A 22,762-nucleotide genomic window follows, 5' to 3' on the forward strand; every position below is an offset into this window, starting at 1 on the left:
GCCAGTGGATGAAACAGGGTAAATCATAAACCTGTGGCAGGATCGCAAAACGCGGTTAGGGCGCTTGATGAGTTAACGAAAAGTTAATAAAGATCCAGCTCACTAATCGGGAGGAAGCGTTATGTCCTGTGTTATTGATGATGTGCTGGCACCCTCGCCAGCGCTGGAAGTGGCTGAACTGAGCCAGATCTGTGAAGGGCTGGCGCGTCAGCGTCCGGACAATATTCAGACGTTGCTTCATGCAATGGCGTTGATTGCGCCGCTGCTGAATGCCATTCCTAATGTGGTGTTTTTTGTTAAAGACGTGCAGGCGCGCTATCTGATGGTCAATATGACCCTGGCCAGGCGCTGCGGGTTTAAGACGGTGGTTTCTCTGCTGGGGAAAACCTCTGCCGATGTTTTCCCTTCCGCGCTGGGGCAGGGCTATACCGAGCAGGATATGCGGGTGCTGCGCGAAGGCGTGACGCTGCGCGATCAGCTGGAGATGCATCTCTACAATGGCCGCGAGCGCGGCTGGTGTCTGACCCAGAAGCTGGCGCTGCGGGATGCCCAGGGTCAGGTGATCGGCATGGCGGGCATTTCGCACGACCTTCAGGAAGCGCAGGCGCGCCACCCGGCGTGGCAGCGGCTGGCGATCGTCGACGAGCATATTCGCAATCATTATCACCGGCCGATCGCGATGGAGGAGCTCACCGCGCTGAGCGGCATGTCGGTGGCGCAAATCGAACGCTACTGTAAGCGTATTTTTCACCTCACCCCGCGTCAGATGATCCACAAAGTCCGGCTGGAAAAAGCGACCGAATTGCTGGCGGGCGATACGCCGATTACCGATATTGCCCTGCAATGTGGCTATACCGATCACAGCGCTTTTAGCCGCCAGTTCAAGGCCATGACCGGCTCCACACCGCGTGATTTTCGCGTCACGCTGGCCGGGTAAGAGAAACGCACTGTGCTAATTTCGTCATCAAAGGGGAGGAAAACCACCAAGCCGTCGGCCGCCTGAAACGTCAATCTGTCAGTGAATATTCACCATTCATTCACTTTGATTTAACAAATTGACGACAAGGAACCGAACATGAGCAAGAAAGCCATTCACTGGAGCGGTGTATTCCCGGCAGTCAGTACCCAGTTTCGTCGCGACTACTCTGTCGATCTGGATGCCACCCATGCGGTGATGAAAAACCTGGTCAAGGATGGTGTTTCCGGCCTGGTGGTGTGCGGCAGCGTGGGCGAGAACACCTCTCTGACCACGCAGGAAAAGCTGCAAATTATCGAAGTAGCGAAAGACGCTGCGGGTGGCCAGATCCCGGTTATTGCCGGTGTCGCCGAATTTACCACCGCCTTTGCGCAGAAGATGGCGAAAGAGGCCGAGCGTGTGGGTGTGGACGGCATTATGGTGATGCCCGCGCTGGTTTACTCTTCAAAACCGCATGAAACTGCGGCCCACTTCCGCAGCGTGGCAACCGCCACTGACCTGCCAATCATGGTCTACAACAACCCGCCAATCTACAAAAACGACGTGACGCCGGATATCCTGGCGACACTCACCGACTGCGACAACATCGTTTGCTTTAAAGACTCTTCCGGTGATACCAGCCGTTTTATCGACCTGCGTAATTCCGTTGGCGACCGCTTTGTGCTGTTCGCCGGGCTGGATGACGTGGTGGTTGAGAGCATCGCCGTGGGGGCGGAAGGCTGGATCTCCGGGATGTCGAACGCGTTCCCGCGCGAAGGGGAAACGTTATTCCGCCTGGCAAAACAGCAGCGCTATGAAGAAGCGATGGCGCTTTACCGCTGGTTTATGCCGCTGCTGCATCTGGATGCGCGCCCGGATCTGGTGCAGTGCATCAAACTCTGCGAGGAGCTGCTGGGCCGTGGTAGCGAGATTACCCGTCCGCCGCGCCTGGCGCTGGAAGGGGACACCCGTGCAGAAGTGGTAGCGATTGTCGAGAAGGCGCTGGCGACTCGCCCACAGCTGCCAGACGTCGGCCTTTAAGGAAAGGAGTGACGATGACTTTACCTCTCTGTGTAACAGGCCAGCAGTTTATCGCCGGACGCCGCGTGGCAAGCGGTGAGGCGACGCTGCCGGGCCTGCGTGCCGCTGACGGTGAACCCACCGGATACCGCTTTTACCCGGCCTCCCGCGAGGAGGCCGCCGCTGCGGCACTGGCGGCCGAACAGGCGTTCCCTGTTTATTCTCAGACCTCGCCTGAGGCGCGCGCCCGCTTTCTCGATACCCTCGCCGACGAGCTGGATTTACTCGGCGAGGACTTTTTTACCATCGCGCACCAGGAGACGGCGCTGCCGTTGCCACGCTTGCAGGGAGAGCGCGCCAGGACCAGTAATCAGCTACGCCTGTTCGCCGGCGTGCTGCGCCGCGGGGATACCTTCGGCGTACGTATCGATACCGCTCTGCCTGCGCGCCAGCCGCTGCCGCGCCCGGATCTGCGCCAGTACCTGACGGCGCTGGGCCCGGTGGCGGTCTTCGGTGCCAGCAATTTCCCGCTGGCGTTTTCCACCGCGGGGGGCGATACCGCCTCCGCGCTGGCGGCGGGCTGTCCGGTGGTGGTGAAAGCCCATCCGGGGCATATGGCGACGGCGGAGCTCACCGCCCAGGCCATTGTGCGTGCGGTGGAAAAAGCCGCACTGCCTGCGGGCGTGTTTAACATGATTTTCGGCACCGACATTGGCGCGGAGCTGGTGCGTCATCCGGCGATCCAGGCGGTCGGGTTTACCGGCTCGCTGAGCGGGGGTAAGGCGCTCTGGCAGCTTGCGCAGCAGCGTCCGCAGCCGATCCCGGTCTTTGCGGAAATGTCGGCCATTAACCCACTGATTATTCTGCCGCAGGCGTTAGCCAGCCGGGCAGAGGGGCTGGCGAAGGCGCTGGTGGCCTCTTTTACTCTCGGCTGCGGCCAGTTTTGTACCAAGCCCGGGCTGATCCTCGTCTTGCGGGGTGAAGGTATGAGCCGCTTCACGCATACGCTGAAAGAGGAGGTGGATCAGGCTCCGGCGCAGACCATGCTCAATGCCCCGACGCTTGCCCATTATCAAGATGGCGTCAGCGCGTTTGAGGCACATCCCGACATGCAACGGCTGGCGGGCAACGATGAGGCGGTTCGCGGGCAGGCACAGGCGCGCCTGTATCAGGCCCCGGTCTCGCTGCTGCTGACGCAGGAACCTCTGTTGCAGCACGAGGTGTTTGGCCCGCTGGCGGTGCTGGTAGAGGTGGCCGACGAGGCTGAAATGCAGGCAGTTCTGCGCGCCATTCAGGGCCAACTGACCGCAACGGTTCACGCGGAATCTGACGACGGCCCGCTGGCACAACGCCTGCTGCCTGCCCTGAGCGAAAAAGCCGGACGCGTGCTGTTCAACGGTTACCCGACCGGCGTGGAAGTGTGCGATGCGATGGTGCATGGCGGCCCGTGGCCTGCCACCACCGATTCACGCGGGACCTCCGTTGGAAGTAAATCCATCGAACGTTTTTTGCGTCCGGTGTGCCTGCAAAATGTGCCCGCCGCACTGCTGCCGCCTGCTGTCCAGGATGCTAACCCTCTGAACCTGCTGCGCCTGATTAACGGGCAGTGGACCCGGGAAGCCATTTCCCCCTCTGTTGACTGAAGGGCATGACCATGACGATTCACTCTACGCATCAAACATCGTCCCGCGTTGTTGAGTCAGGGAAATTTAAAAAGCAGCTGACGTTAACCGACCTGACGTTTATTGGTCTTGGGGCGATCTTCGGCTCCGGCTGGCTGTTTGCCGCAAGCCATGTGGCCTCTATTGCCGGACCCGCAGGGATCGCCTCGTGGGTTATCGGCGGGATTGCCGTACTGCTGCTGGGGATTGTCTATTGCGAACTGGGGGCGGCGCTGCCGCGCGCCGGGGGAATTATCCGCTATCCGGTGTTTTCCCACGGCGAGTTGATGGGGTATCTGCTGGGCTTTATTACGCTGATTGCGTTCTCAAGCCTGATCTCCATTGAGATTGTTGCCGCGCGTCAGTATGCGGCAGCCTGGTTCCCGATGCTGACGCAGCCTGGCTCTAGCGCCCCGACGCTGCTGGGCTGGGTGGTACAGTTTTTACTGCTCTGTTTCTTCTTCGGCCTGAACTACTACAGCGTCAAAACGTTCGCCCGCTCTAACAACATCATCAGTATTCTGAAGTTTCTGGTGCCGCTGGCGGTTGTCGTCACTCTGTTTACCTTTTTCAAGCCTAAAAATCTGCACGTGCAGGGAGTTGCACCGTTTGGTATGTCCGGCGTTGAGGCGGCGATCAGCGCCGGGGGGATTATTTTTGCCTACCTGGGGCTGACGCCGATTATCTCGGTGGCGAGCGAAGTGCAAAACCCACAGCGGACAATCCCGGTGGCGCTGATTTTATCGGTGGTGCTGTCGACGATTATCTACGTGCTGCTGCAACTGGCGTTTCTTGGCAGTATCCCAACAGAAATGCTTGGCAGCGGCTGGGCGGAAATCAGCAAACAGTTCTCGCTGCCGTACCGCGATATCGCCATTACGCTCGGTATGGGCTGGCTGGCATTTATGGTGGTGTGTGACGCGATTGTCTCCCCAAGCGGCACCGGCAATATCTATATGAACGCCACCCCGCGCGTGATTTATGGCTGGGCGAAAGCAGGGACCTTCTTTAAGGCGTTCACCCATATTGATAAAGAGTCGGGTATTCCGCGTCCGGCGCTGTGGCTGACCTTCGCCCTGTCTATCTTCTGGACGCTGCCGTTCCCGTCCTGGGAGCAACTGATTAGCGTGGTGTCGGCCGCGCTGGTGCTGAGCTATGCCATTGCCCCGGTCACGGCGGCAGGGCTGCGCCGTAATGCGCCGGATCTGCCACGTCCGTTCCGGGTGCGTGCCTTTGGGATTATCGGCCCGGTGTCGTTTGTGATTTCAGCGCTGATTGTCTTCTGGTCTGGCTGGGGTACGCTGTCATGGTTGCTGGGATTGCAGATTGTGATGTTTGTGGTCTACGTGCTGTGTAAATCAAAAGTGCCTGTCCACACCGTGAGCCTGGCGCAGCAGGTGAAATCGTCCCTGTGGCTAATCGCGTTCTACGCGCTGATTATGCTTTTCTCCTGGCTTGGCAGTTTTGGCGGTACAGGAGTGATTGGTCATCCGTGGGATACGGTGCTGGTGGCGGTGATGTCGCTGGGAATTTACTACTGGGGCGAGCGAACCTGCCTGCCACAGGCTAACTTTACCGGAGACGAAGAAGAGTAGAGGAGTCGGTCATGGAGATGGTAAACCTCTCATTAACAGAGGCTTATGCGCTGGCATATGACGTGCTGCGCGGGAACGGATTCAGCGAGGCGCACGCCGCCGCGGTGGCGAAAAACGTCACCCACGGCGAGCGCGATGGCTGCGCTTCGCACGGTTTGTGGCGGTTGCTGGGCATTGTTGAAACGCTGCGCAAAGGAAAGGTGTCGCCAGACGTGGAGCCGGTTATCACCGATACCGCGCCCGCCATTGTGAAAGCGGACGCTGGCGGGGCATTTTCCCTGCTGGCGTTCGAACGTGCGCTGCCGCTGCTGATGGAAAAGGCGCGGCACAGCGGGATTGCCGCGCTGGCAATAAACCGCTGCGTGCACTTTTCCGCCCTGTTTGCGGACGTCGAACCGCTGACGGAGGCAGGTCTGGTGGCGTTGGCGACCACCCCGAGCCATGCGTGGGTGGCTCCTGCGGGCGGCACGCAGCCGCTGTTTGGCACCAACCCGATTGCCTTTGGCTGGCCGCGCGGCGACAAACCGCCGTTTATTTTTGATATGGCCACCAGTGCGGCGGCGCGTGGTGAGATCCAGCTGCATCAGCGTGCGGGTAAGGCTGTGCCTGAAGGGTGGGGGATCGATGCCCAGGGCAACCCGACCACCGATGCTAAGGCTATTCTCGACGGCGCGATGCTGACCTTCGGCGGGCATAAAGGCTCGGCGCTGGCGGCGATGGTGGAACTGCTTGCCGGGCCGCTGATCGGCGATATGACCAGTACGGAATCGCTGGCGTGGGATAACGGGGCAGGCGGCCTGCCTTACGGCGGTGAGCTGATCCTGGCACTCGACCCGGCGCGTTTTCTGGGGGATGACGCCGCAACCCATCTGGCCCGTGCCGAAACGCTCTTTAGCGGAATGCAGCAGCAGGGTGCGCGATTGCCGGGAGAGCGTCGCTACCATTCCCGCGAGCGTGCAAATCGCGACGGCGTGGAGATAACCCATTCACTTTTCAGGGATATATCTGCGCTGCTGAAATAATCATCGGGTTCATCAACATAACAAGGGGGATTTTGTCCCTCTTGTTAGTACGTTTTTCGTAAAGTTTTCCTTTTCCAGGCCGAAAATTCTGTTATCTGACTGATGGAAAGAGAAAACATGTTAAACCGTATCAAGATTGTCACCAGTTTATTGCTGGTCTTAGCTATTTTTGGCCTCTTACAACTCACCTCCGGTGGTCTTTTCTTCAATGCCCTGAAGCATGACAAAGAGAACTTCACCGTCCTGCAAACTATTCGCCAGCAACAATCCACGCTGAACGGCAGCTGGGTGGCGTTGCTGCAAACCCGTAACACCCTGAACCGCGCGGGCATCCGCTACATGATGGATCAGAGCAATATCGGCAGCGGCGCGACCGTTTCTGATTTAATGCAGATTGCCTCTGCGTCCCTGAAACAGGCGGAAAAAAACTGGGCGGATTACGAAGCCCTGCCACGCGACCCGCGTCAAAGCGATGTGGCGGCGATGGAAATCAAACGTAATTACGATATTTATCACGGTGCGCTGGCTGAGCTGATCCAGCTGCTGGGCGCAGGTAAAATCAACGCCTTCTTCGACCAGCCGACTCAGAGCTTCCAGGACGGTTTTGAGAAGCAGTACGTCAACTACCTGCAACAGAACGACCAGCTGTACAAGACTGCCGTTGAGGACAGCAACAGCTCTTACGCGCAGGCTATCTGGGTGCTGATTAGCGTGCTGATCGCCGTGCTGGTGGTGATTGTTGCCGTCTGGCTGGGTATCAAGCAGGCGCTGATCTCCCCACTGAACCGTCTGATCGACAGCATTCGCCATATCGCCAGCGGCGACCTGGTGAAGCGCATTGACGTGGAAGGCTCTAACGAGATGGGCGAGCTGGCTGATTCTCTGCGCCATATGCAGGGTGAGCTGGTGCGTACCGTGGGCGATGTGCGTAACGGCGCGAATGCCATTTACAGCGGCGCGAGCGAGATCTCAATGGGCAACAACGATCTCTCTTCCCGTACTGAGCAGCAGGCGGCTTCCCTGGAAGAAACGGCTGCCAGCATGGAACAGCTGACCGCAACCGTTAAGCAGAACGCCGAGAACGCCCGTCAGGCGAGCAACCTGGCGCTGAGCGCGTCTGAAACCGCGCAGAAAGGCGGTAAAGTGGTGGATAACGTGGTGCAAACCATGCGTGACATCGCGGGCAGTTCGCAGAAAATTGCTGACATCATCAGCGTGATCGACGGTATTGCGTTCCAGACCAACATCCTGGCACTGAACGCCGCAGTAGAAGCCGCGCGTGCGGGCGAACAGGGCCGTGGGTTTGCGGTTGTTGCGGGTGAAGTACGTAACCTGGCACAGCGTAGCGCCCAGGCCGCTCGTGAAATTAAGAGCCTGATTGAAGACTCTGTTGGCCGTGTGGAAGTGGGTTCTACCCTGGTAGAAAGCGCCGGTGAAACCATGGGCGAGATCGTTAATGCGGTCACTCGCGTCACCGACATCATGGGTGAAATTGCCTCTGCGTCTGACGAGCAGAGCCGTGGTATCGACCAGGTTGGCCTGGCGGTGGCAGAGATGGATCGCGTAACCCAGCAGAACGCCTCGCTGGTGGAAGAGTCTGCTGCGGCCGCTGCGGCGCTGGAAGAGCAGGCGAGCCGTCTGACTCAGGCTGTTGCGGTGTTCCGCATTCAGCAAGAGCAGATGAAAGCGCGCGAGTTCGGCTCGGCAAAAACCGTTGCGACCCCGGTGATGGCGCGTAAAGCCGCGACCGCCGATGCGGGCGATAACTGGGAAACGTTCTAACTCCGTGTTTTTTTGCCGGGTGGCGGCTGCGCCTTACCCGGCCTACGGTTCGGGGATTCGTTATAATTAACTAAGAGGCAGCCGCATCGCGCAGCGAGAGTCATACGCGAAACCGTGCGCGGCCTCTTCCTCTCTTTTCTGCCGCAGTTCAGGCGTTAACGCATCCACCCTTTCAAACCCCAGCTGTGCATAAAACGGGGCATTCCACGGCACGTCACGAAATGTCGTCAATGTCAGAGACGTCAGCCCCAGCGTGCGGGCATGTTCTCCTGCACAGGCAATGAGCTGCCGACCCACTCCCTTTCCCTGCCACGCCAGATGCACCGATAGTTCCACAATAAACAGCGAGGAGGGATGTTCTTGTGCAAGGAGAAAGCCCACAGGCTGCTCGTTTGCCAGCGCCAGCAGGCTCAGCCCGCGTTCGGCAAAGCCGAGATGCTGCTCAACGGAAATACCGTCACTGTCAGCAAGCCAGGCGAGTTCTGGGTAATCACGAAAACGCTGGCCCGCCGCGCGCTCGATGGCGGGCAGGCAGGCAACGTCATTCTTTGTGGTAGGGCGGAATGTCATTTTCATGGCGGCAAGTATAGCGGGATTTGCCAGCGCTTAACTTTTTCCCGGGTCGCTAATGGGCTGGCGCACAAGGAAGATGTAAGCAAGCGCACCGATGGCCGTGACGCATCCGCAGATGATCAGCGCCAGGCGGAATGAATGCGTGGTATCCACGATAAAACCGGTTACGACAGGGGCGAACGACGCGCAGATAAAGCTCGCGAAGTTCTGAATACTTCCGACGGACGCCGTCATGCGCGACGCAACGGCAACGTGGATAAGGCCCCAGCAGGAAGTCCCGGCAAAGTGGATACAAAACAGCGCCATACCAATCAGCAGTACCGCTCCCATAGAGGTTGTGGCATTTGGCACGACAAAGGTAAAAGCAGCCGAACACAGCATTCCGGTGATGATACAGATTTTACGGCTCCTGACGGGGGCCATACCGCCTTTTACCAGCCAGTCGGTGACAAAACCGTTTATCAACATTCCGGCTGCGCCAAACAGGAACGGGATGGCTGCCATAATGCCGGTGCTTTTTAAATCCAGGTTATAGGCGGTTTGCAGGTAGCCCGGCAGCCAGGCCAGATACAGCCATGCGGTGTAGTTGATGCCGCTGAAGCCCAGCATCATCCCCCACATGGTGCGATTGCGAAACAGGCTGCGCCATTCGGCAAAACTCAGCGGATCGCGGCGGGTATTCACACTACCGGCATTAAGGTAAGCCTGCTCAACGCCAGTCAGATCGATTTGCTCACGGTTACGGTAGAGCATGTACCAGCCAATTGCGAGAAAGATGCCCAGCACACCGATGGTGATAAACATGCCACGCCAGCCCATCACCAGCATCATCGCCGCCAGGATAGGCGGGCTGATTGCCACGCCAATGGTGGATGCCGCATTGAACAGGCCCATCGGGCGACCACGCTCTTTGATGTTAAACCAGTCGTTGATCACCTTGACGCCGCACGGGTTCATCGGCGCTTCACCGATGCCCATCCCGATACGCACCAGCACAAACTGCGTAAAGCTGTGCACCATGCCGGAACAGGCCTGAAACAGCGACCAGAAGAACATCCCGAGGCCGAGCATAATCCGCGGGCCTTTGCGATCCAGCAGAGGGCCACAGGGCAACTGGGCTATCCCATAGGCCAGCGAGAAAACGGATAGCAGCACGCCGATTTGCGTTGCGCTGAGCCCGAGTTCATCACGAATGGTTAAATTCGCCACCGACAGCGAACTGCGATCGAGATAATTTATGACCGCCGCAAAAAATAACAGGAACATGGCGGTTGTCTGAATGCGTTTTATTCTGCTACTGCGCTGAACCATTCCCTCTGGCGGGACAGGAATATCGCTTTGTGAGGCCGCATCAAACGACGACCGTGGATCCAGGGTAATATTGTTTTTTTCCACGCCGGACTCCTGAATGTTATATTTTTATTGTCCGGGCAATCTGTTGTTGCCCGAAATGGATTTCTAAAATCAGTAGTGAAATAACCTTCACCACCGCTCACGAAATGTTTTTAAATTCAGTCGACTGTTCGTGAGCATAGGTAATGGATATTTACCCGGCGTTTTAAATTTGATGAAACCGTGCGGTTGATAGACATTTGCTGTTTTTAATCTGTTCTTAATGCGCACTGGCACTGCTCTGGTTGATCGACCGAATCATCGATTGTTTGGCTGAATTCAAATGGTTACACAGCGCCAGGGTGGCATCGAGGTCGCTGCGGCAGATCAGGGCACTGAGAATGGTCATGTGCTCATCTATCGCGATGATGTTGCGCTGTTTGAGATCGCTTTCGTCCCACTGATAGTGGAAATGGAAGATCACCGAAATTATCTCAAGCGACTGATTGAAAAAGATATTACCGGCAGCGGAAAGCAACAGGGCGTGAAAGTCGCGGTCGAGCTGGGAAAACATGCGAAAACTGCTGCCGATGCTGTCGCGCAGCATCCGGTGGCGTTCCAGCAGGGTTTTGGCTTCGAGCCAGCGTGGGTCATCATCGGGCAAATTGAGAAAGTGCTGCAAGGCATGGGTTTCGAGCATTTCCCGCAGCTCAAACAGCTGTTCTGCGTAGGCCTGATCAAACTGCTTCATGCTCCACTGACCGCGTTTTTCACTCTGGATGAGATTGTAACGTCCGAATTTTAAAAGATACTCTCTCACTACCACCGGGCTGACGCCTGCGGCTCTGGCCAGCTGTAACTCCGAGAATGTCTCGCCTGCCCGCAGCTGACGCTGATTGATCATGGTGAAAAAAGCCTGCTCAAACAGCCGGGTCTGTTCGGTGAGTGACTGGCTGGTGCAGGCAAAGCCATCGTCATGATCGGGTTTGCGGGTAATGACATAGTCGCTGCCCACCTGAGTCAGCACACCGCATTCATGCAGATGGCTCAGGATGTGGCGCACCGTGGTGCGGCTGATGTTGTACATTTCTGCCAGCGCGCTCTGGGATGGCAACGGCGAGGGGATATGGCCGCGGGCCATATCGTCAATCACCTGGTTAATCACATTGTGGCGTAAATTTTGTGAACGACTCATGCTGGCCTCCGTTTTTGGGTATTAAAACCCGATTTAAAACATTTTTATGAGTGGCTTTTCACAATTTATGTTTTCGGTTTCTCCTGCCCTTTATTTTTCATCGATATCTGAGTCAACAGAAAAACGGGAGAGAAAAACCATGTCCACAATGAATGTGCTGATTTGTCATGAGCCAAAAAAATTAATCTGGAAAGAAAGAGAAATTCCAGCGCCCGGCAACGGCGAGGCATTAATTAAAATAAAAACAGTAGGCATTTGTGGCACGGATATACATGCCTGGGGCGGTAATCAACCTTTTTTCAGCTATCCTCGGGTGCTTGGCCATGAAATATGTGGTGAGGTTGTAGCGCTGGGAGGAAATATAAAAAAAGTGAAACCCGGGCAGCAGGTTGCGGTTATTCCCTACGTTGCCTGTCAGCAGTGTCCGGCCTGCCTTAGCGGACGGACCAACTGCTGTGAGAAGATTTCAGTGATTGGCGTCCACCAGGATGGTGGTTTCAGTGAGTATTTGTCTGTGCCGGTTGATAATTTATTGGTTGCGGAAGGCATTGATCCGCAGGCCGCAGCACTGATTGAACCCTATGCCATCAGTGCTCATGCGGTACGTCGGGCCGCTATTGCCGCAGGAGAGCAGGTTCTGGTGGTCGGTGCCGGGCCGATTGGCCTGGGCGCGGCGGCAATTGCCAAAGCCGATGGCGCGCAGGTGGTGGTGGCAGATACCAGCCCGGCAAGGCGGGAACATGTTATTGCCCGGCTGGGCGTGCCGGTTATTGACCCGTCCGCCGATGATTTTGATGCCGTGCTGCGCGCGCAGTTTGGCGGTTCGCTGGCGCAAAAAGTCATTGATGCCACGGGCAACGCTCGCGCGATGAATAATACCGTGAACCTGATCCGCCACGGTGGAAGCATTGTTTTTGTCGGCCTGTTTAAAGGCGACTTACAGTTTTCTGACCCTGAGTTCCATAAGAAAGAAACCACCATGATGGGCAGCCGTAACGCCACGCCGGAAGATTTTGCCAAAGTGGGGCGGCTGATGGCTGAAGGCAAACTGACCGCTGAGATGATGCTGACCCACCGTTATCCGTTTGCCACCCTTGCTGAACATTATGAGAACGATGTGATTAACAATCGCGAGCTTATAAAAGGGGTGATTACCTTCTAGTTGCCATGCAGCGCCCGGGGGTAGGTTGGGCGCTGTTTTTTTCTTTTTGCCGCTCTGCGCGGCTTAGTCTGCGCAGATCAGCAGTGGCGAGTAGAAGTTACTGATCACCATCGCATCTTCTGGCGTGCGCTCCAGCGTTATCAGCCGTTTCTTGCCCAGCGTTAAACCTGCAATGTACTTCTCAAAAATGCCCGCTGGCAGTTCATCGTGACCAAACTTTTCAATCTTCAGCATGGTGATTTCGTAGACCGAGTTTTGCATTTGCTGCCAGCTAAATGTTTCCTGGCGGGAAACCTGCCACTGATGCTGGTCATTGATGACGTCTCCGTTGAGGGTGAAATACCCGGTGCCGTCGGGATGAAAACGCAGGGTGACGCCGCCTTCAAAGCGGAATGGGCTGTTCACACGCAGGTCGGAAAAGGTCAGATTCCCCTGGCAGACCAGGGAAAACCGCGGGGTGTGGCGATACCAGAGTAGCGCCACAACGGCCAGGATCAGGTTGAAGGCGATAATCAGCGCCATTTTTTTGCGCGTCATGGTTACCCCTCGTAAGAATATAGCGTGCGGCAGGTGCTGGCTTTACCCTGCGTCAGGGAGCATTGAGAAAGTACTAACCGCCCTTCGTCACCATAGAAAAGCGTATTTTGAATGTGCAGGTAAAAGAGGGAGTTCTTCAGGCAGGGAAGGTTGCCTTCGCGCTGGATCCTCTGAGCAAGCGTGATTGCTTTGCTGTGAAACACATCTGCCAGCGGGGCAAAGGTGTAGACCGGGCATTCCCCGATGTGAGTCAGCAGGTGCATTTTCGCGTGATCCTGATTTTGCTTTATCACGAATGACCAGATGCACAGCGCCAGTACGCAGAGCGTCAGCGCGCTGCAAAACAGCAGTTCGTATCGCCAGCGAAGCGGTGTTTTAACTGGCAGGCTCTGCGTTTCGGCACGGTGTAGCGGGGTGACCGGAATTTCCGCACTCAGCATAAAACCCATTTTGGGCACGGTGACGATAAACCCGGTATCGGGGACAAAGCTTGCCAGTATTTTGCGCAGAATGCTGATGTACTGGTTGAGCGAATTATTCGAGCCCTGAAGACCGCGTTCGTCCCAGACATCGCGCAAAAAACCTTCGCGCTCAATGACATTACCGTGGCGGGCAACCAGCAGTTTCATGATGGCGTTCGCCGTGCCGGTGAGCATCTGAGGCTCTTCTTCTGGCGCACCGATAAGAGAAAACGATCCGTCTTCGTCGTTATAGACGAGGACATCAGCAAGCAGGTATTTCATAGATAATGGCAAAACAGGCAGAGGGAACGGAATACAAACGGTGAGTGTTGAACGCACAGTTCATCAGGTCAGGTTGTTATTTTAACTGACTTGTTACCGATAACATTGATCCACGCTGGTTTTTGTTCAGATTAATAAGTGAGCGTTACCACCACGTCATCACTGAACTCCCCTGTGCCGGTCAGAGGTTGCGCGGGGACCACCCCGTAGCGCAGGCACTGTCCTGCGTTGTTACAGACCTGGCGCTGGTTGCTACTGGCGTGGGCGCCAGTGCTCAGTCCAGGCGAAAAGGCTGTTCCCGCCGGGCAGCGTGCCGTTGGTGCAGGTGACGTTGAGTTGCGTGCTGGCCTGAATTTCAGCGGTTTCATCAGAACGATGACGCGAAAAATTCAGGTCGCTGGCGTTAATGGTGCAGGATTTCACGACTTCGAGCGTGACGTGCATGGTCGCCGTTGCGGTGGTATCCGCAGACATCACCCTGGCCGGAAGCAAAAGCGTGGCGCAGCAGAACAGTGCGGGGGCAAGTTTCATGGTCTTTATCCGTTAAAAATAGAGTGACTGCTGTTCCAGCAGGCAGATTTTGCGGTGAAACTCCGCCAGGGTGTGGCAGTGGAATTTCGTCATCGCATTACGCTTATGGGTGTAGATGGTTTTGGGTGATTTATTCAGCAGTTGCGCGATACGCACCAGGCTAATCCCTTTGCTGATCAGCGTGCAAACCCGCAGCTCAGAACGGGTCAGGGTGGCATTGGGCACGCTTGCGTTGGTGAAATTTTCAGTGCTTAAGCGCAGGATCAGTTGCGAAACGGACAGGTTGGTCGGCATCACTTTCACCCGATCAGAAGGCAAGTAGATTTGGATGTCATTGACGCGGGACGCTTCGGTAAAGACCAGGCTGTGTTTATGGGGCGAACTTTTCATGACCTGTTCGCGCATTCGCAGAATACTTTCCGGGCTTACGCCATTGCTCCAGAAAATATCTGGTCGGGGAGCCATCATTGTCGAAATGAGTGCTTTAAGGCCGAACCACAGGAAATAGTTGTCGCTCAGAATGATGATTTGATAATCGGCGCGTGTGGTGTGAGACAGGTTCATTTACTTATTCCACAGGTAACCCTGGCCGTAATCCGCCGCGCTGGCGCGGGCAAGCGCGAAGTCGGCAAAGGTTTCAATGCCTTCAATCAGCACTTTGCTGGCCAGTTTTTCCGGGCGCGGAGTTTCCAGAATCAGGCGGGTGTAGAACTCCTCTTCCAGCAGCAGTTCGGAGGTGGCGTTCAGATAATATTTCCTCCGCGCGTTGCAACTCATGGCGTGGCGAAGCTGCGCAAAAAAATGCTGTTTACGCTGTGCAAAGGACATCGTTCTGAAGTAGTGCTCAAGATTGACGTGCGGTTTTGCCGTGGACAACATTTCCCAGGCAATGACATGTTCAGTATGTAATGTCCGGATGGATTCGAATTTGTAGCCAGTTAACATGATAGGGTTGCGTGAGTTCTCGTCGTGAATTGATGAGTTACGCAGTGTAGGGAGAGGGGGACTTTCAGGATATTTATAAATAGATTTGCCTTATATAAAGAGCTTTAATCTAATTTATAAATATTTTATAGGATTTTGAATGGTCGTTTGTGCGCCCGACAGGATGCCGGGCGCGGAGTGTGATTAGCCTTCGTTGCTTACAATTTTAATTTCTACCATCCCGATTCCCAGCTTACGCGGCGAGTGGCCAAGGATATTGCCTTCGTTGGTGGACTGCGGGTCTGGCGGCGCAATCACCAGGGTATTGCTGCGCGACGGGTTGTCGAAATGCAGCGTGGTGGTGGTGACATCATTGCCGAGCGTCAGCGCCTGAACGGTATCACCTACCCGCACCGGGATCGGGTGATTGGCGTTAGGGCCAAATGCCTTCGCGGTGATCACCAGATCGAATTTTTCCGGTAGCGGATGGGCGTATTCGATTTTCACTTCATCACCCAACTGGGCATTGGACCAGCGGCCCCAGGACTCAGGGCGCGAGATCCCGCTGAACTGCTTCACCTCTTCCGGCGCACCGGCCACGTTAAAGATAAAGCTGTCGGCTTTGTAACGAATATCGTTATCGACGATTTTCAGCATATCGACGTTGCGCTGGTAGCGGGTTGTGTCGATGACCGTATCTTTAAAGGCGGTTTTACCTTTCCACTGGGCTTTATCGACGTGCTGAACGATCTGTTCCCCGCCAAGCTGCCCCTGGGAGACGCACCAGTCGGTTGAGAGCGACAGCGGCTGCGACCAGAGCTGACCCATTTTGTAGCATTGATCTACCCAGACGAAGTTATCGCGCGGGGCGAAATCGGCCAGCTGGTAACGCAGTGGCGCTGAGTATTCACTTTCCGGTAGCGGCTCTACACGGTTATCCGACACGCGAAGCAGCAACGGCAGGCGGAAATGGCTGCCCGAGAAGGCAATCATGCCTTTCTGCTGATCGATGGTGAAGTCTTTCATTTCTTTCGGGAAGTTCCACAGGCGAATGATATCAGGCTTCCACGCGAGGATTTTTTCCTTCATGTTGAGGAACACTTCCGACAGCGACTGTCCTGACAGGGTGCTACGACCCAGACCAATAAAGTTATCACCGCCCAGGATATCCAGCACGGTGGCGCCGTTATCCATCGAGTTACGCTTGGTGGCAATTACATCCTGCTGCGGCTGGTCGCCACGCAGAATGAAGAACAGATTGCTGCGGTCCTGTTTGTTGAGCTCATCCCATGCGCTGTTTTTCATCGCCAGATGGTCAGAAGAGACAACAATCACCGTGTTTTTAAAATAGGGTGAGGCTTTAATTTTTTCGACCAGCGCGGCGATATGTTCCTGGCTGCACGTCACGGCGCTAAAGGACTTATTGTTTTTACCGTTGATATTGTAGCTTTTGCGCTGACAGGTGCGGGACACAAATCCGTCAGGATGGTGTGTGTCCACCGTCAGGGCGAACAGCGAGAAGCGCTGGCCTGAGCGGGACAGTTCTTCGAATTTCTTCCAGGTTTCATCCAGTACAGTGTCGTCGTAGAAGCCCCAGTCGTTACGATAGGCAGGGTCGGCTACCGTGGTTTTTAACTCTTCTGCGCCGTAAAGATGATCAAAACCGTGTGATTTCAGGAACACGTCTTTCCCGGCAAAGCGCAGGTTAGCTCCCTGCACAAAATAGTTTTCGTAGCCGGAGTTTTTCAGGATATCGCCAAGACAGATATTCTGCGGGAAGAAGCTCGACATGGACGCAGACGCGTTGCCTTCAAACGGGGCAAATAGCGGAATACCACACTGGGAAGCGACCATACCGGCGATGGTGTAATCGGTGCCGGGTAACTGCATGGTGTGGCTGAAATCAAGGCCTTCGTCTTTCAGCGGGCCAAGATCGGGAGTCAGGTTCGGGAACGCGTCATTATCAAAGTAGGTACGCTCCAGGCTTTCACCGTAGATGTAGACCAGATTGAGCTTCGGGCTGGCGATTTTCTTCGACGGCTCTTTGTAGTACGCAGCAAAATCAGGATCACCATCGCGCGACTGGGATTTGACCAGCTCGGTGATTTGGTGGAAGGCCGGGCTGGCATCCACTGAGGCCAGTGCCAGAAATAGCGCCAGCAGGCTGTAGCCAAAATGGTGGGGAAGATGCCGACGACGACGCAGTACCCAGGCGAGCGCGCTGAAAATAGCAACCAGCGATACCACGATGCCCAGGCCTGGAAGTATGTACTTACCAACACCTGCGCCGGTCAGGCTGTTCGTCAGAGTATAAAGTACCGCGTCATTAATGCCGTCGCCTGTAAAGTAATCGCTCGCATACAAGGTAATGTTGAGAACAATAAAAATGCCAAGCACCACCAGCGTGGCGATAAACCACCAGGTGTTGCGACCGGCTTTCCAGGCGTAAACGCCCACAGAGGCAAGAAAAAGGGTTAGGGACATTAACTCTGACAACAGCATATCCTCATGACGCCAGACGCTTAGCTGGCTAACTGGTTATTTTTTGGTATTACAATGTAATTGCGATGTCGCTTAGCTGCAATTTTAGTGTCACTAAAATGTGCTGTTGTTAGGATTTGGTTTAGAAAACCATTTTTTTGAAGGCGGTCGCATCCTGACTGGCGGACGCTGAGACTGTGGCAGGTGGTGAAAACGCTCATTTGACGCCGCGTTATAAGACTAACGTATTAAACGCGGCGTGTTGTGGCAGAAAATGGGGTCGATCAGGAGATGAAATTCATCCCCTGCTTCAGCACCAGATCGCAGGCTTTGGTTTTCACTTCTTTCGCCAGCGAAGAGTTGCCGAGGGTGCTCAGGTTAAGCTGTTGGCCGTTTTGCGCATTCAGCAGGCCCTGAATACCGTCCATGTAGTTGGTATCTTGTTTCTGTTCTTGCGTATCCAGACCCAGTTTGCCAAGCACCTGGTTTTTAATGTTCTGGGTGTCGGTCATGGAAGCCAGCTTTTGCTTCGCACAATATTCCAGAATACCTGCCGCGTTGTTCATGGTGCCCGCGCTCAGGCTCTGAGTGCTGCTACCTAACAGGCTGGTGAGGGAAGAGGCGGACAGGCCACCCTGAGAGCTGCTGCTCTCTTTGGTCAGCTCGTTCGCGGCGCTGGAGAGTGAATCTTGCCATGATGCGGCCTGAGCAACGCCGGATACCATCAGCGCGCCTAATACTGTGCTGAGAAGAACGTGTTTTTTCATAATTGCTTACTCGAACAAAGCCCGTTTTGGGCCGAAAGTGGAGCCAGTATATACCTCTTGTCGCGCCGGTATTTCCTGGAAATTTCCTAATACTCTTTGCCGGTAACGCGGCTGCGATAACTATCCCAGTCAAAGATGACATACAGGCTGTTACCGAGCTTCATACGATCCATGACGCGTTCACCCAGCAGACGGGTCATTTCGTCGATATTGTGGTTAGTCAGCATTCCGGTTGGGCGTTTTGACGAGGAACGGCGGTCGACAATCTGGTTAATGATCACCTTTTCATAGCGGGATTCGGTCTGAACGCCAATCTCATCAATGACCAGTAAATCGACGTTACTCAGGTCGTTAAGCAGCTGTTCTTCGCTGGTTTCGCGATTGCTGAAAGTGTCTTTCATGGCGGACATGATATCGGCCACGGTGATAATCAGCACCGATTTACCGCGCAGCAGTAGCTCGTTACAGATGGCAGCGGCAAGATGATTTTTCCCGGTGCCGGGCTTACCGCTAAAAATAAAGCTGGCAATGTTACCGTCGAATTCGTCTACATACTGGCGTGCGGCGGCCAGAGCGTTCATCTGCCCCTGCGACTCCACTTTGTAGTTATCAAACGAGCAGTTCTGGTGCAGCGGACGGATGCCAGAGCGGTTGAACGTGCGCTGCATTTTCATGGCCCGGTTTTCGCGGGCGAGGGCGGCGGCGCGGATCTCTCCTTGCTCTTTCTGCCATGCCAGCAGTTCTTCACCGGTCGTAAACGCGGGTTTGACGTTGGCAGGCATCATTTTTTGCAGACGTTTCATCAGGTCGCCGACGTTTTTCATTTAGCACCTCGGAATCCATTGGGGATCTGTTTGTCAGGTTCTGAAAAGGCGTTGATATCGCGCTTTGACTGACCGCCGTTACTGGCGCGGCTCATCTGAATGCTGCGCGCAAGTTTTTGCTGCCACTGAACATGGTGGAACACTTTGCCTTCTGCCTGCCAGTAGGCGGTGAATGCCGCCAGCTCTTCGGGGGTGACTGTTTGCGCGAGAGCAATCCCCCATAACGCGGCCTGACGCTGGAAATCGGCGTCAGGTTGCCATCCGCCGTACATGGCAAATTTCCCCATCGGCACGGCGACCGGGGCGCTTCCTGGCTCTTCAAAGAACTGAGTATCCAGCGTCACATCGCTCACCGGGCGCGACAGGCGCGCTTCGAGATCCAACAGCTGTGCCAGACGTTCAGGCGTGATCGCATAAAACGCCGGTGCGTTATCAGCGAATACCGCGAGCGTGCCGTTTTCGGCGTTGGTCAGTACACCACGGGGATCGTGCATAAATGCATCGATACCCGCAATGCTGGTGGTCAGGATTCTGGAAGACATAACACTTTCTCTACTGATTACTACGGGCGTGATATGGGCTTATGGTAGCACAGAGAGGAAGAGGGGATGGAGGGGGAAAGTATAGGTCACCCTCTCCCGGCAGGGAGAGGGAATCGGTCGGGATTACGCGATGATATTCAACGTCACGTCGATATTGCCGCGAGTGGCGTTAGAGTACGGGCAAACAATGTGTGCAGCATCGACCAGTTTTTTCGCTTCGGCTGCATCCATACCTTCAACGTGAATGTTGAGTTTCGCTTCGATACCAAAACCGGTTGGCAGCGGGCCAATACCTACTTCGCCTTCGATAAACGCGTCTTTCGGCAGGGAGAATTTATCGCGGGCAGCAACGAACTTCATTGCACCCAGGAAGCAGGCAGAATAGCCGGCTGCGAAAAGTTGTTCCGGGTTGGTGACTTCGCCACCCATGCCGCCCATCTCTTTTGGCACGCCCAGTTTTACATCCAGTACGCCGTCGGAGGAGGTTGCACGGCCATCGCGGCCTCCGGTTGCTTTTGCTTTGGCAGTGTAGACAACTTTTTCTAAAGACATGGCAGGTTCCTCATCTTGCATTTATATGTGCTATTAAATAGCGTGCGATATATATGTGTAAATAAATACGCGTAAAGTATAGCCTTACGCGCGCTGTAGCTGTTGGCGGAAAAGTTCAAGCTGTTCCTTAAGCCCTGCCAGGGTGGCGGTATCACATTGCACCGCACAACCTACCGCCTGCGGAATACCCACAGCTTGCTGTTGCAGGCTGCTTCCCGCGTCGCTCAGGGTGAGCACAACCTGACGCTCATCTTTACGGGAGCGATGGCGGTTGATTAGCCCGGCGCTTTCCAGACGTTTCAGCAAAGGCGTTAGTGTGGCTGAGTCAAGAAACAGACGCTCGCCAATCTCCGACACCGTAATGTTATCCTGCTCCCACAGCACCAGCATCACCAGGTATTGCGGGTAGGTCAGGTTAAGCGGTGCCAGCAGTTGCCGGTACAGCTTATTCAGCGCCAGGTTTGCCGAGTAGAGGGCAAAACAGAGCTGGTTATCCAGCAGCAGCGCGGGGGTGGCGTCGTTCGTTTTCGCGTTCATGAATTGAATATAGATAGTGTGCGATATAATTGCAAGCTATTTTATGGGCAAGTATAGCGAAGCGCCACCTGAACCGCCATTTTACGATAGTGCTGGCGTTGCGCCTGCTCGTCTGCGCCATCTTCAAACAGCAGCGTAAAGGTGTAGCTGTTGGCAACGTAGTGGAAGCTAAAACTGCTGATAAGACGGTGAAGATCGCGCGCGTCGACTGTCTGATTGAACAGCTGCTTTTCTTTTCCTCGTTGCAGGATCCCGGCGAGAAGTTCCAGCGCGCTGCGGTTCACCTGACGCAGGTAGCTCGACTGCTGCATAAAGCGGCCGCGCTGCATATTTTCCATGCAGATAATACGGATGTAGTCCGGGTGGTCGGCATGATAATCAAAGGTGGACTCGACCAGATGCACCAGCGCTTCAACAGGCGGCATTCCGGCCAGGCTCAGCTGTTTTTCACTGGCGCGGATTTGCGTATAAACGTGCTCCAGCGCCAGAAGATAGAGGTTTTCTTTGTTTTTGAAGTGGTACACCACCATGCGTTTTGTGGTGCCTGCCTTTTCCGCAATTTGCTCCATGCGGGCGCCGTTCAGCCCATACTCGGCAAAAAGCTCGATAGCGCTGTGAAAAATTTTATCCTTCAGGCTGCCTTCATTGTGGTCGGGGAATTCGCTGCCAGGGTTAGCCACTTCATTTCCTTATCGTCACCAAACGGAATGTTGGGATTATCACCACGGCAGCGCGAGAACACAAATCAAACGCGTGGGCGCTTGCGATACAGCCATAATCCGGGGATAGACAGCCCGATGGAGAGCGCGCCAACAATGGAAGAAGCTTTAAGGAAATTACTGAGCAGCAGGATCATTTGCGGCTCGCTATAGCCGAAGTGGCTGATTTTCACCGCCGAAATCATCGCCGTATAGGCGGAAATGCCGGGGAACATGGGAATAACTGCCGCCACGGTGAAGACCTTTGGATGCGCCAGATACCAGCGCGACCACTGAATGCCAATGCAGCCGACTAACATCGAGGCCATAAAGGTCGACCATTCGATGTTAAAGCCTGATGTCATCATGACCATACGCGAACCGTGGCCGATAGCACCCAGCAGTGCGCACCAGCGCAGCGCGCGGCGCGGCACATTGAATACCATGGCAAAGCCAACGGCAGGAATAGCTGCCAGAACCATGTCCTGGACCAGCGCTAACAGAAAATCAATCACGCCCATCCCCGTAACCCCCACAATGTCATTGCCATCACCACGCCGATACAGGTTGCCAGGGTCAGCAGACTGGCGATCGCCCATCGTGCGAGGCCGGTATTGATGTGCCCTTTAAACATATCGGCAACAGCGTTAATCAACGGGAACCCCGGAACCAGCAGCAATACACTGGCAGCCATCGCAATGGTGGGCGTGCTGGCGAACGTGGGCAGGCGCAGCAGCAAACCTGACACGGTTGTCGCGACAAAGGCCGTGATGCAGAAGTTAATTTGCGGGTGCAACTGCCGGTGTGTCAGAAGCTGTCTGACATACATGGCAATGCTGCTGGCGAAAAAGGTTATGACCGCGCCATCCCAGCCACCTTTGTTGAGCTTACAAAAACAGGCGCAGGAGAGCCCAACCATCAGCACAACCACCCAACGAGGGTAACGTAACGGTTTGATTTGGTTGAATCGTTTTTCTATCTCGTCCAAATCCAGCAGCTTGTGCTCTGCGAGTATGACAATGTGCTGCACCTCGGTGACGACGTGCATATTAATGCCGCGATCGTGGTTTTTGCGGGTTGAGGTTAGGCATTGACCATTTTTAATCGTGGTCAGCACAATGGCGTTTGATGAGATGGAGCTTTCAACGCTGTCCATCCCTAACGCCAGCCCAAGACGAGTAGAGAGTTCTTCCACCAGGGCACTTTCCGCCCCGTGTTGTAATAGAAAAAGCCCACACTGAATACATAGCCGCGTTACGGCACGTTGCGTTGACTGATCTGCCTGCATGTTTACCCTGAAGAAAAGAAGGATTGCTTGCCTGATGGCCC

The 22,762-nt window shown here is 55.2% G+C and carries 24 protein-coding genes; 7 read left to right on the forward strand and 17 right to left on the reverse strand.

The features are described from left to right. The first annotated feature begins 121 nt into the window (after window positions 1–121). The 6 genes from HV107_RS13440 (at window position 122) to tsr (ending at window position 8,035) form a co-directional block, all read left to right on the forward strand. Window positions 122–937, forward strand: coding sequence for an AraC family transcriptional regulator (locus tag HV107_RS13440; RefSeq protein ID WP_182059461.1), 816 nt, complete (start codon window positions 122–124; stop codon window positions 935–937). A gap of 138 nt (window positions 938–1,075) precedes the next feature. Then, entirely contained in the window at window positions 1,076–1,996 is a 921-nt protein-coding gene (locus tag HV107_RS13445; RefSeq protein WP_182059462.1) for a dihydrodipicolinate synthase family protein, read from the forward strand. Window positions 1,997–2,010: 14 nt separating this feature from the next. Then, window positions 2,011–3,618: an aldehyde dehydrogenase (NADP(+)) gene (locus HV107_RS13450; RefSeq protein ID WP_182059463.1), complete on the forward strand. Its 1,608-nt coding sequence runs from the start codon at window positions 2,011–2,013 to the stop codon at window positions 3,616–3,618. Between the two features lie 11 nt (window positions 3,619–3,629). Beyond that, on the forward strand, window positions 3,630–5,231 hold the full coding sequence (locus HV107_RS13455) for an APC family permease (RefSeq protein WP_182063519.1): 1,602 nt from the start codon (window positions 3,630–3,632) through the stop codon (window positions 5,229–5,231). Between the two features lie 11 nt (window positions 5,232–5,242). Continuing rightward, entirely contained in the window at window positions 5,243–6,253 is a 1,011-nt protein-coding gene (locus HV107_RS13460) for an Ldh family oxidoreductase (protein WP_182059464.1), read from the forward strand. A gap of 117 nt (window positions 6,254–6,370) precedes the next feature. Continuing rightward, window positions 6,371–8,035 carry a methyl-accepting chemotaxis protein gene (gene tsr, locus HV107_RS13465; protein ID WP_182059465.1) on the forward strand — a complete coding sequence of 555 codons (1,665 nt, stop codon included), beginning with the start codon at window positions 6,371–6,373 and terminating at the stop codon, window positions 8,033–8,035. A 66-nt stretch (window positions 8,036–8,101) separates the two neighbouring features. Here the strand turns inward: tsr and HV107_RS13470 are convergent, their stop codons facing one another. The 3 genes from HV107_RS13470 to HV107_RS13480 all read right to left on the reverse strand — a co-directional run bounded on the left by HV107_RS13470 (window position 8,102) and on the right by HV107_RS13480 (window position 11,135). Continuing rightward, the gene (locus HV107_RS13470) at window positions 8,102–8,611 is read right to left on the reverse strand and encodes a GNAT family N-acetyltransferase (protein WP_182059466.1); all 510 of its coding nucleotides are present in this window, start codon (window positions 8,609–8,611) and stop codon (window positions 8,102–8,104) included. 30 nt (window positions 8,612–8,641) lie between these two features. Then, entirely contained in the window at window positions 8,642–10,003 is a 1,362-nt protein-coding gene (locus HV107_RS13475; protein WP_182059467.1) for an MFS transporter, read from the reverse strand. A gap of 217 nt (window positions 10,004–10,220) precedes the next feature. Continuing rightward, a complete protein-coding gene (locus tag HV107_RS13480; protein ID WP_182059468.1) occupies window positions 10,221–11,135 on the reverse strand; it encodes a GntR family transcriptional regulator in 915 nt (304 codons plus the stop codon). A gap of 139 nt (window positions 11,136–11,274) precedes the next feature. Here HV107_RS13480 and HV107_RS13485 point away from each other — a divergent pair, with 139 nt between their 5' ends. Then, complete coding sequence (locus HV107_RS13485; protein WP_182059469.1) at window positions 11,275–12,297, forward strand: zinc-binding alcohol dehydrogenase family protein; 1,023 nt, start codon at window positions 11,275–11,277, stop codon at window positions 12,295–12,297. Between the two features lie 63 nt (window positions 12,298–12,360). On the opposite strand, the gene HV107_RS13490 is transcribed toward HV107_RS13485, so the two are convergent. From HV107_RS13490 to HV107_RS13555, 14 genes are all read right to left on the reverse strand, one after another. Further along, window positions 12,361–12,834: a hypothetical protein gene (locus HV107_RS13490; protein ID WP_182059470.1), complete on the reverse strand. Its 474-nt coding sequence runs from the start codon at window positions 12,832–12,834 to the stop codon at window positions 12,361–12,363. Window positions 12,835–12,836: 2 nt separating this feature from the next. Then, window positions 12,837–13,577, reverse strand: a complete 741-nt coding sequence (locus HV107_RS13495; protein ID WP_182059471.1) for a helix-turn-helix domain-containing protein — start codon at window positions 13,575–13,577, stop codon at window positions 12,837–12,839. A 252-nt stretch (window positions 13,578–13,829) separates the two neighbouring features. Next, window positions 13,830–14,108, reverse strand: coding sequence for a spore coat protein U domain-containing protein (locus HV107_RS13500; protein ID WP_259349627.1), 279 nt, complete (start codon window positions 14,106–14,108; stop codon window positions 13,830–13,832). Between the two features lie 12 nt (window positions 14,109–14,120). Further along, window positions 14,121–14,672, reverse strand: coding sequence for a LuxR C-terminal-related transcriptional regulator (locus HV107_RS13505; protein WP_182059472.1), 552 nt, complete (start codon window positions 14,670–14,672; stop codon window positions 14,121–14,123). Continuing rightward, a complete protein-coding gene (locus HV107_RS13510) occupies window positions 14,673–15,053 on the reverse strand; it encodes a hypothetical protein (protein WP_182059473.1) in 381 nt (126 codons plus the stop codon). It abuts the gene before it with no gap. A gap of 183 nt (window positions 15,054–15,236) precedes the next feature. Continuing rightward, the gene (opgB, locus tag HV107_RS13515; protein ID WP_182059474.1) at window positions 15,237–17,528 is read right to left on the reverse strand and encodes a phosphatidylglycerol--membrane-oligosaccharide glycerophosphotransferase; all 2,292 of its coding nucleotides are present in this window, start codon (window positions 17,526–17,528) and stop codon (window positions 15,237–15,239) included. 269 nt (window positions 17,529–17,797) lie between these two features. After that, the gene (locus HV107_RS13520) at window positions 17,798–18,280 is read right to left on the reverse strand and encodes a DUF2501 domain-containing protein (protein ID WP_182059475.1); all 483 of its coding nucleotides are present in this window, start codon (window positions 18,278–18,280) and stop codon (window positions 17,798–17,800) included. Between the two features lie 86 nt (window positions 18,281–18,366). Next, on the reverse strand, window positions 18,367–19,104 hold the full coding sequence (gene dnaC, locus HV107_RS13525) for a DNA replication protein DnaC (protein ID WP_014068778.1): 738 nt from the start codon (window positions 19,102–19,104) through the stop codon (window positions 18,367–18,369). Then, on the reverse strand, window positions 19,101–19,646 hold the full coding sequence (dnaT, locus tag HV107_RS13530) for a primosomal protein DnaT (RefSeq protein ID WP_182059476.1): 546 nt from the start codon (window positions 19,644–19,646) through the stop codon (window positions 19,101–19,103). Before dnaT ends, dnaC begins: the two co-directional genes overlap by 4 nt. Window positions 19,647–19,769: 123 nt before the next feature. Further along, a complete protein-coding gene (locus HV107_RS13535; protein WP_014068780.1) occupies window positions 19,770–20,198 on the reverse strand; it encodes an organic hydroperoxide resistance protein in 429 nt (142 codons plus the stop codon). Between the two features lie 84 nt (window positions 20,199–20,282). After that, a complete protein-coding gene (locus tag HV107_RS13540) occupies window positions 20,283–20,735 on the reverse strand; it encodes a MarR family winged helix-turn-helix transcriptional regulator (protein WP_182059477.1) in 453 nt (150 codons plus the stop codon). A gap of 41 nt (window positions 20,736–20,776) precedes the next feature. Next, window positions 20,777–21,415: a TetR family transcriptional regulator gene (locus tag HV107_RS13545; RefSeq protein ID WP_182059478.1), complete on the reverse strand. Its 639-nt coding sequence runs from the start codon at window positions 21,413–21,415 to the stop codon at window positions 20,777–20,779. 65 nt (window positions 21,416–21,480) lie between these two features. Then, complete coding sequence (locus HV107_RS13550; RefSeq protein ID WP_182059479.1) at window positions 21,481–21,954, reverse strand: threonine/serine exporter; 474 nt, start codon at window positions 21,952–21,954, stop codon at window positions 21,481–21,483. Beyond that, window positions 21,945–22,721: a threonine/serine exporter ThrE family protein gene (locus HV107_RS13555; protein WP_182059480.1), complete on the reverse strand. Its 777-nt coding sequence runs from the start codon at window positions 22,719–22,721 to the stop codon at window positions 21,945–21,947. The genes HV107_RS13550 and HV107_RS13555 overlap by 10 nt, the downstream gene beginning before the upstream one ends. Between the last annotated feature and the right edge of the window lie 41 nt (window positions 22,722–22,762).

The organism is Enterobacter sp. RHBSTW-00175 (assembly GCF_013927005.1).
GTDB lineage: Bacteria > Pseudomonadota > Gammaproteobacteria > Enterobacterales > Enterobacteriaceae > Enterobacter.

Coding starts and splice junctions, on each gene's coding strand:
- HV107_RS13460 (WP_182059464.1), top strand. CDS start 5,243: ATGGAGATGGTAAACCTCTCATTAACAGAGGCTTATGCGCTGGCATAT.
- tsr (WP_182059465.1), top strand. CDS start 6,371: ATGTTAAACCGTATCAAGATTGTCACCAGTTTATTGCTGGTCTTAGCT.
- HV107_RS13450 (WP_182059463.1), top strand. CDS start 2,011: ATGACTTTACCTCTCTGTGTAACAGGCCAGCAGTTTATCGCCGGACGC.
- HV107_RS13485 (WP_182059469.1), top strand. CDS start 11,275: ATGTCCACAATGAATGTGCTGATTTGTCATGAGCCAAAAAAATTAATC.
- HV107_RS13540 (WP_182059477.1), bottom strand. CDS start 20,735: ATGAACGCGAAAACGAACGACGCCACCCCCGCGCTGCTGCTGGATAAC.
- HV107_RS13455 (WP_182063519.1), top strand. CDS start 3,630: ATGACGATTCACTCTACGCATCAAACATCGTCCCGCGTTGTTGAGTCA.
- HV107_RS13445 (WP_182059462.1), top strand. CDS start 1,076: ATGAGCAAGAAAGCCATTCACTGGAGCGGTGTATTCCCGGCAGTCAGT.
- HV107_RS13550 (WP_182059479.1), bottom strand. CDS start 21,954: ATGGGCGTGATTGATTTTCTGTTAGCGCTGGTCCAGGACATGGTTCTG.
- HV107_RS13500 (WP_259349627.1), bottom strand. CDS start 14,108: ATGAAACTTGCCCCCGCACTGTTCTGCTGCGCCACGCTTTTGCTTCCG.
- dnaC (WP_014068778.1), bottom strand. CDS start 19,104: ATGAAAAACGTCGGCGACCTGATGAAACGTCTGCAAAAAATGATGCCT.
- HV107_RS13495 (WP_182059471.1), bottom strand. CDS start 13,577: ATGAAATACCTGCTTGCTGATGTCCTCGTCTATAACGACGAAGACGGA.
- HV107_RS13440 (WP_182059461.1), top strand. CDS start 122: ATGTCCTGTGTTATTGATGATGTGCTGGCACCCTCGCCAGCGCTGGAA.
- HV107_RS13535 (WP_014068780.1), bottom strand. CDS start 20,198: ATGTCTTTAGAAAAAGTTGTCTACACTGCCAAAGCAAAAGCAACCGGA.
- HV107_RS13480 (WP_182059468.1), bottom strand. CDS start 11,135: ATGAGTCGTTCACAAAATTTACGCCACAATGTGATTAACCAGGTGATT.
- dnaT (WP_182059476.1), bottom strand. CDS start 19,646: ATGTCTTCCAGAATCCTGACCACCAGCATTGCGGGTATCGATGCATTT.
- HV107_RS13490 (WP_182059470.1), bottom strand. CDS start 12,834: ATGACGCGCAAAAAAATGGCGCTGATTATCGCCTTCAACCTGATCCTG.
- HV107_RS13510 (WP_182059473.1), bottom strand. CDS start 15,053: ATGTTAACTGGCTACAAATTCGAATCCATCCGGACATTACATACTGAA.
- HV107_RS13505 (WP_182059472.1), bottom strand. CDS start 14,672: ATGAACCTGTCTCACACCACACGCGCCGATTATCAAATCATCATTCTG.
- HV107_RS13555 (WP_182059480.1), bottom strand. CDS start 22,721: ATGCAGGCAGATCAGTCAACGCAACGTGCCGTAACGCGGCTATGTATT.
- HV107_RS13470 (WP_182059466.1), bottom strand. CDS start 8,611: ATGAAAATGACATTCCGCCCTACCACAAAGAATGACGTTGCCTGCCTG.
- HV107_RS13520 (WP_182059475.1), bottom strand. CDS start 18,280: ATGAAAAAACACGTTCTTCTCAGCACAGTATTAGGCGCGCTGATGGTA.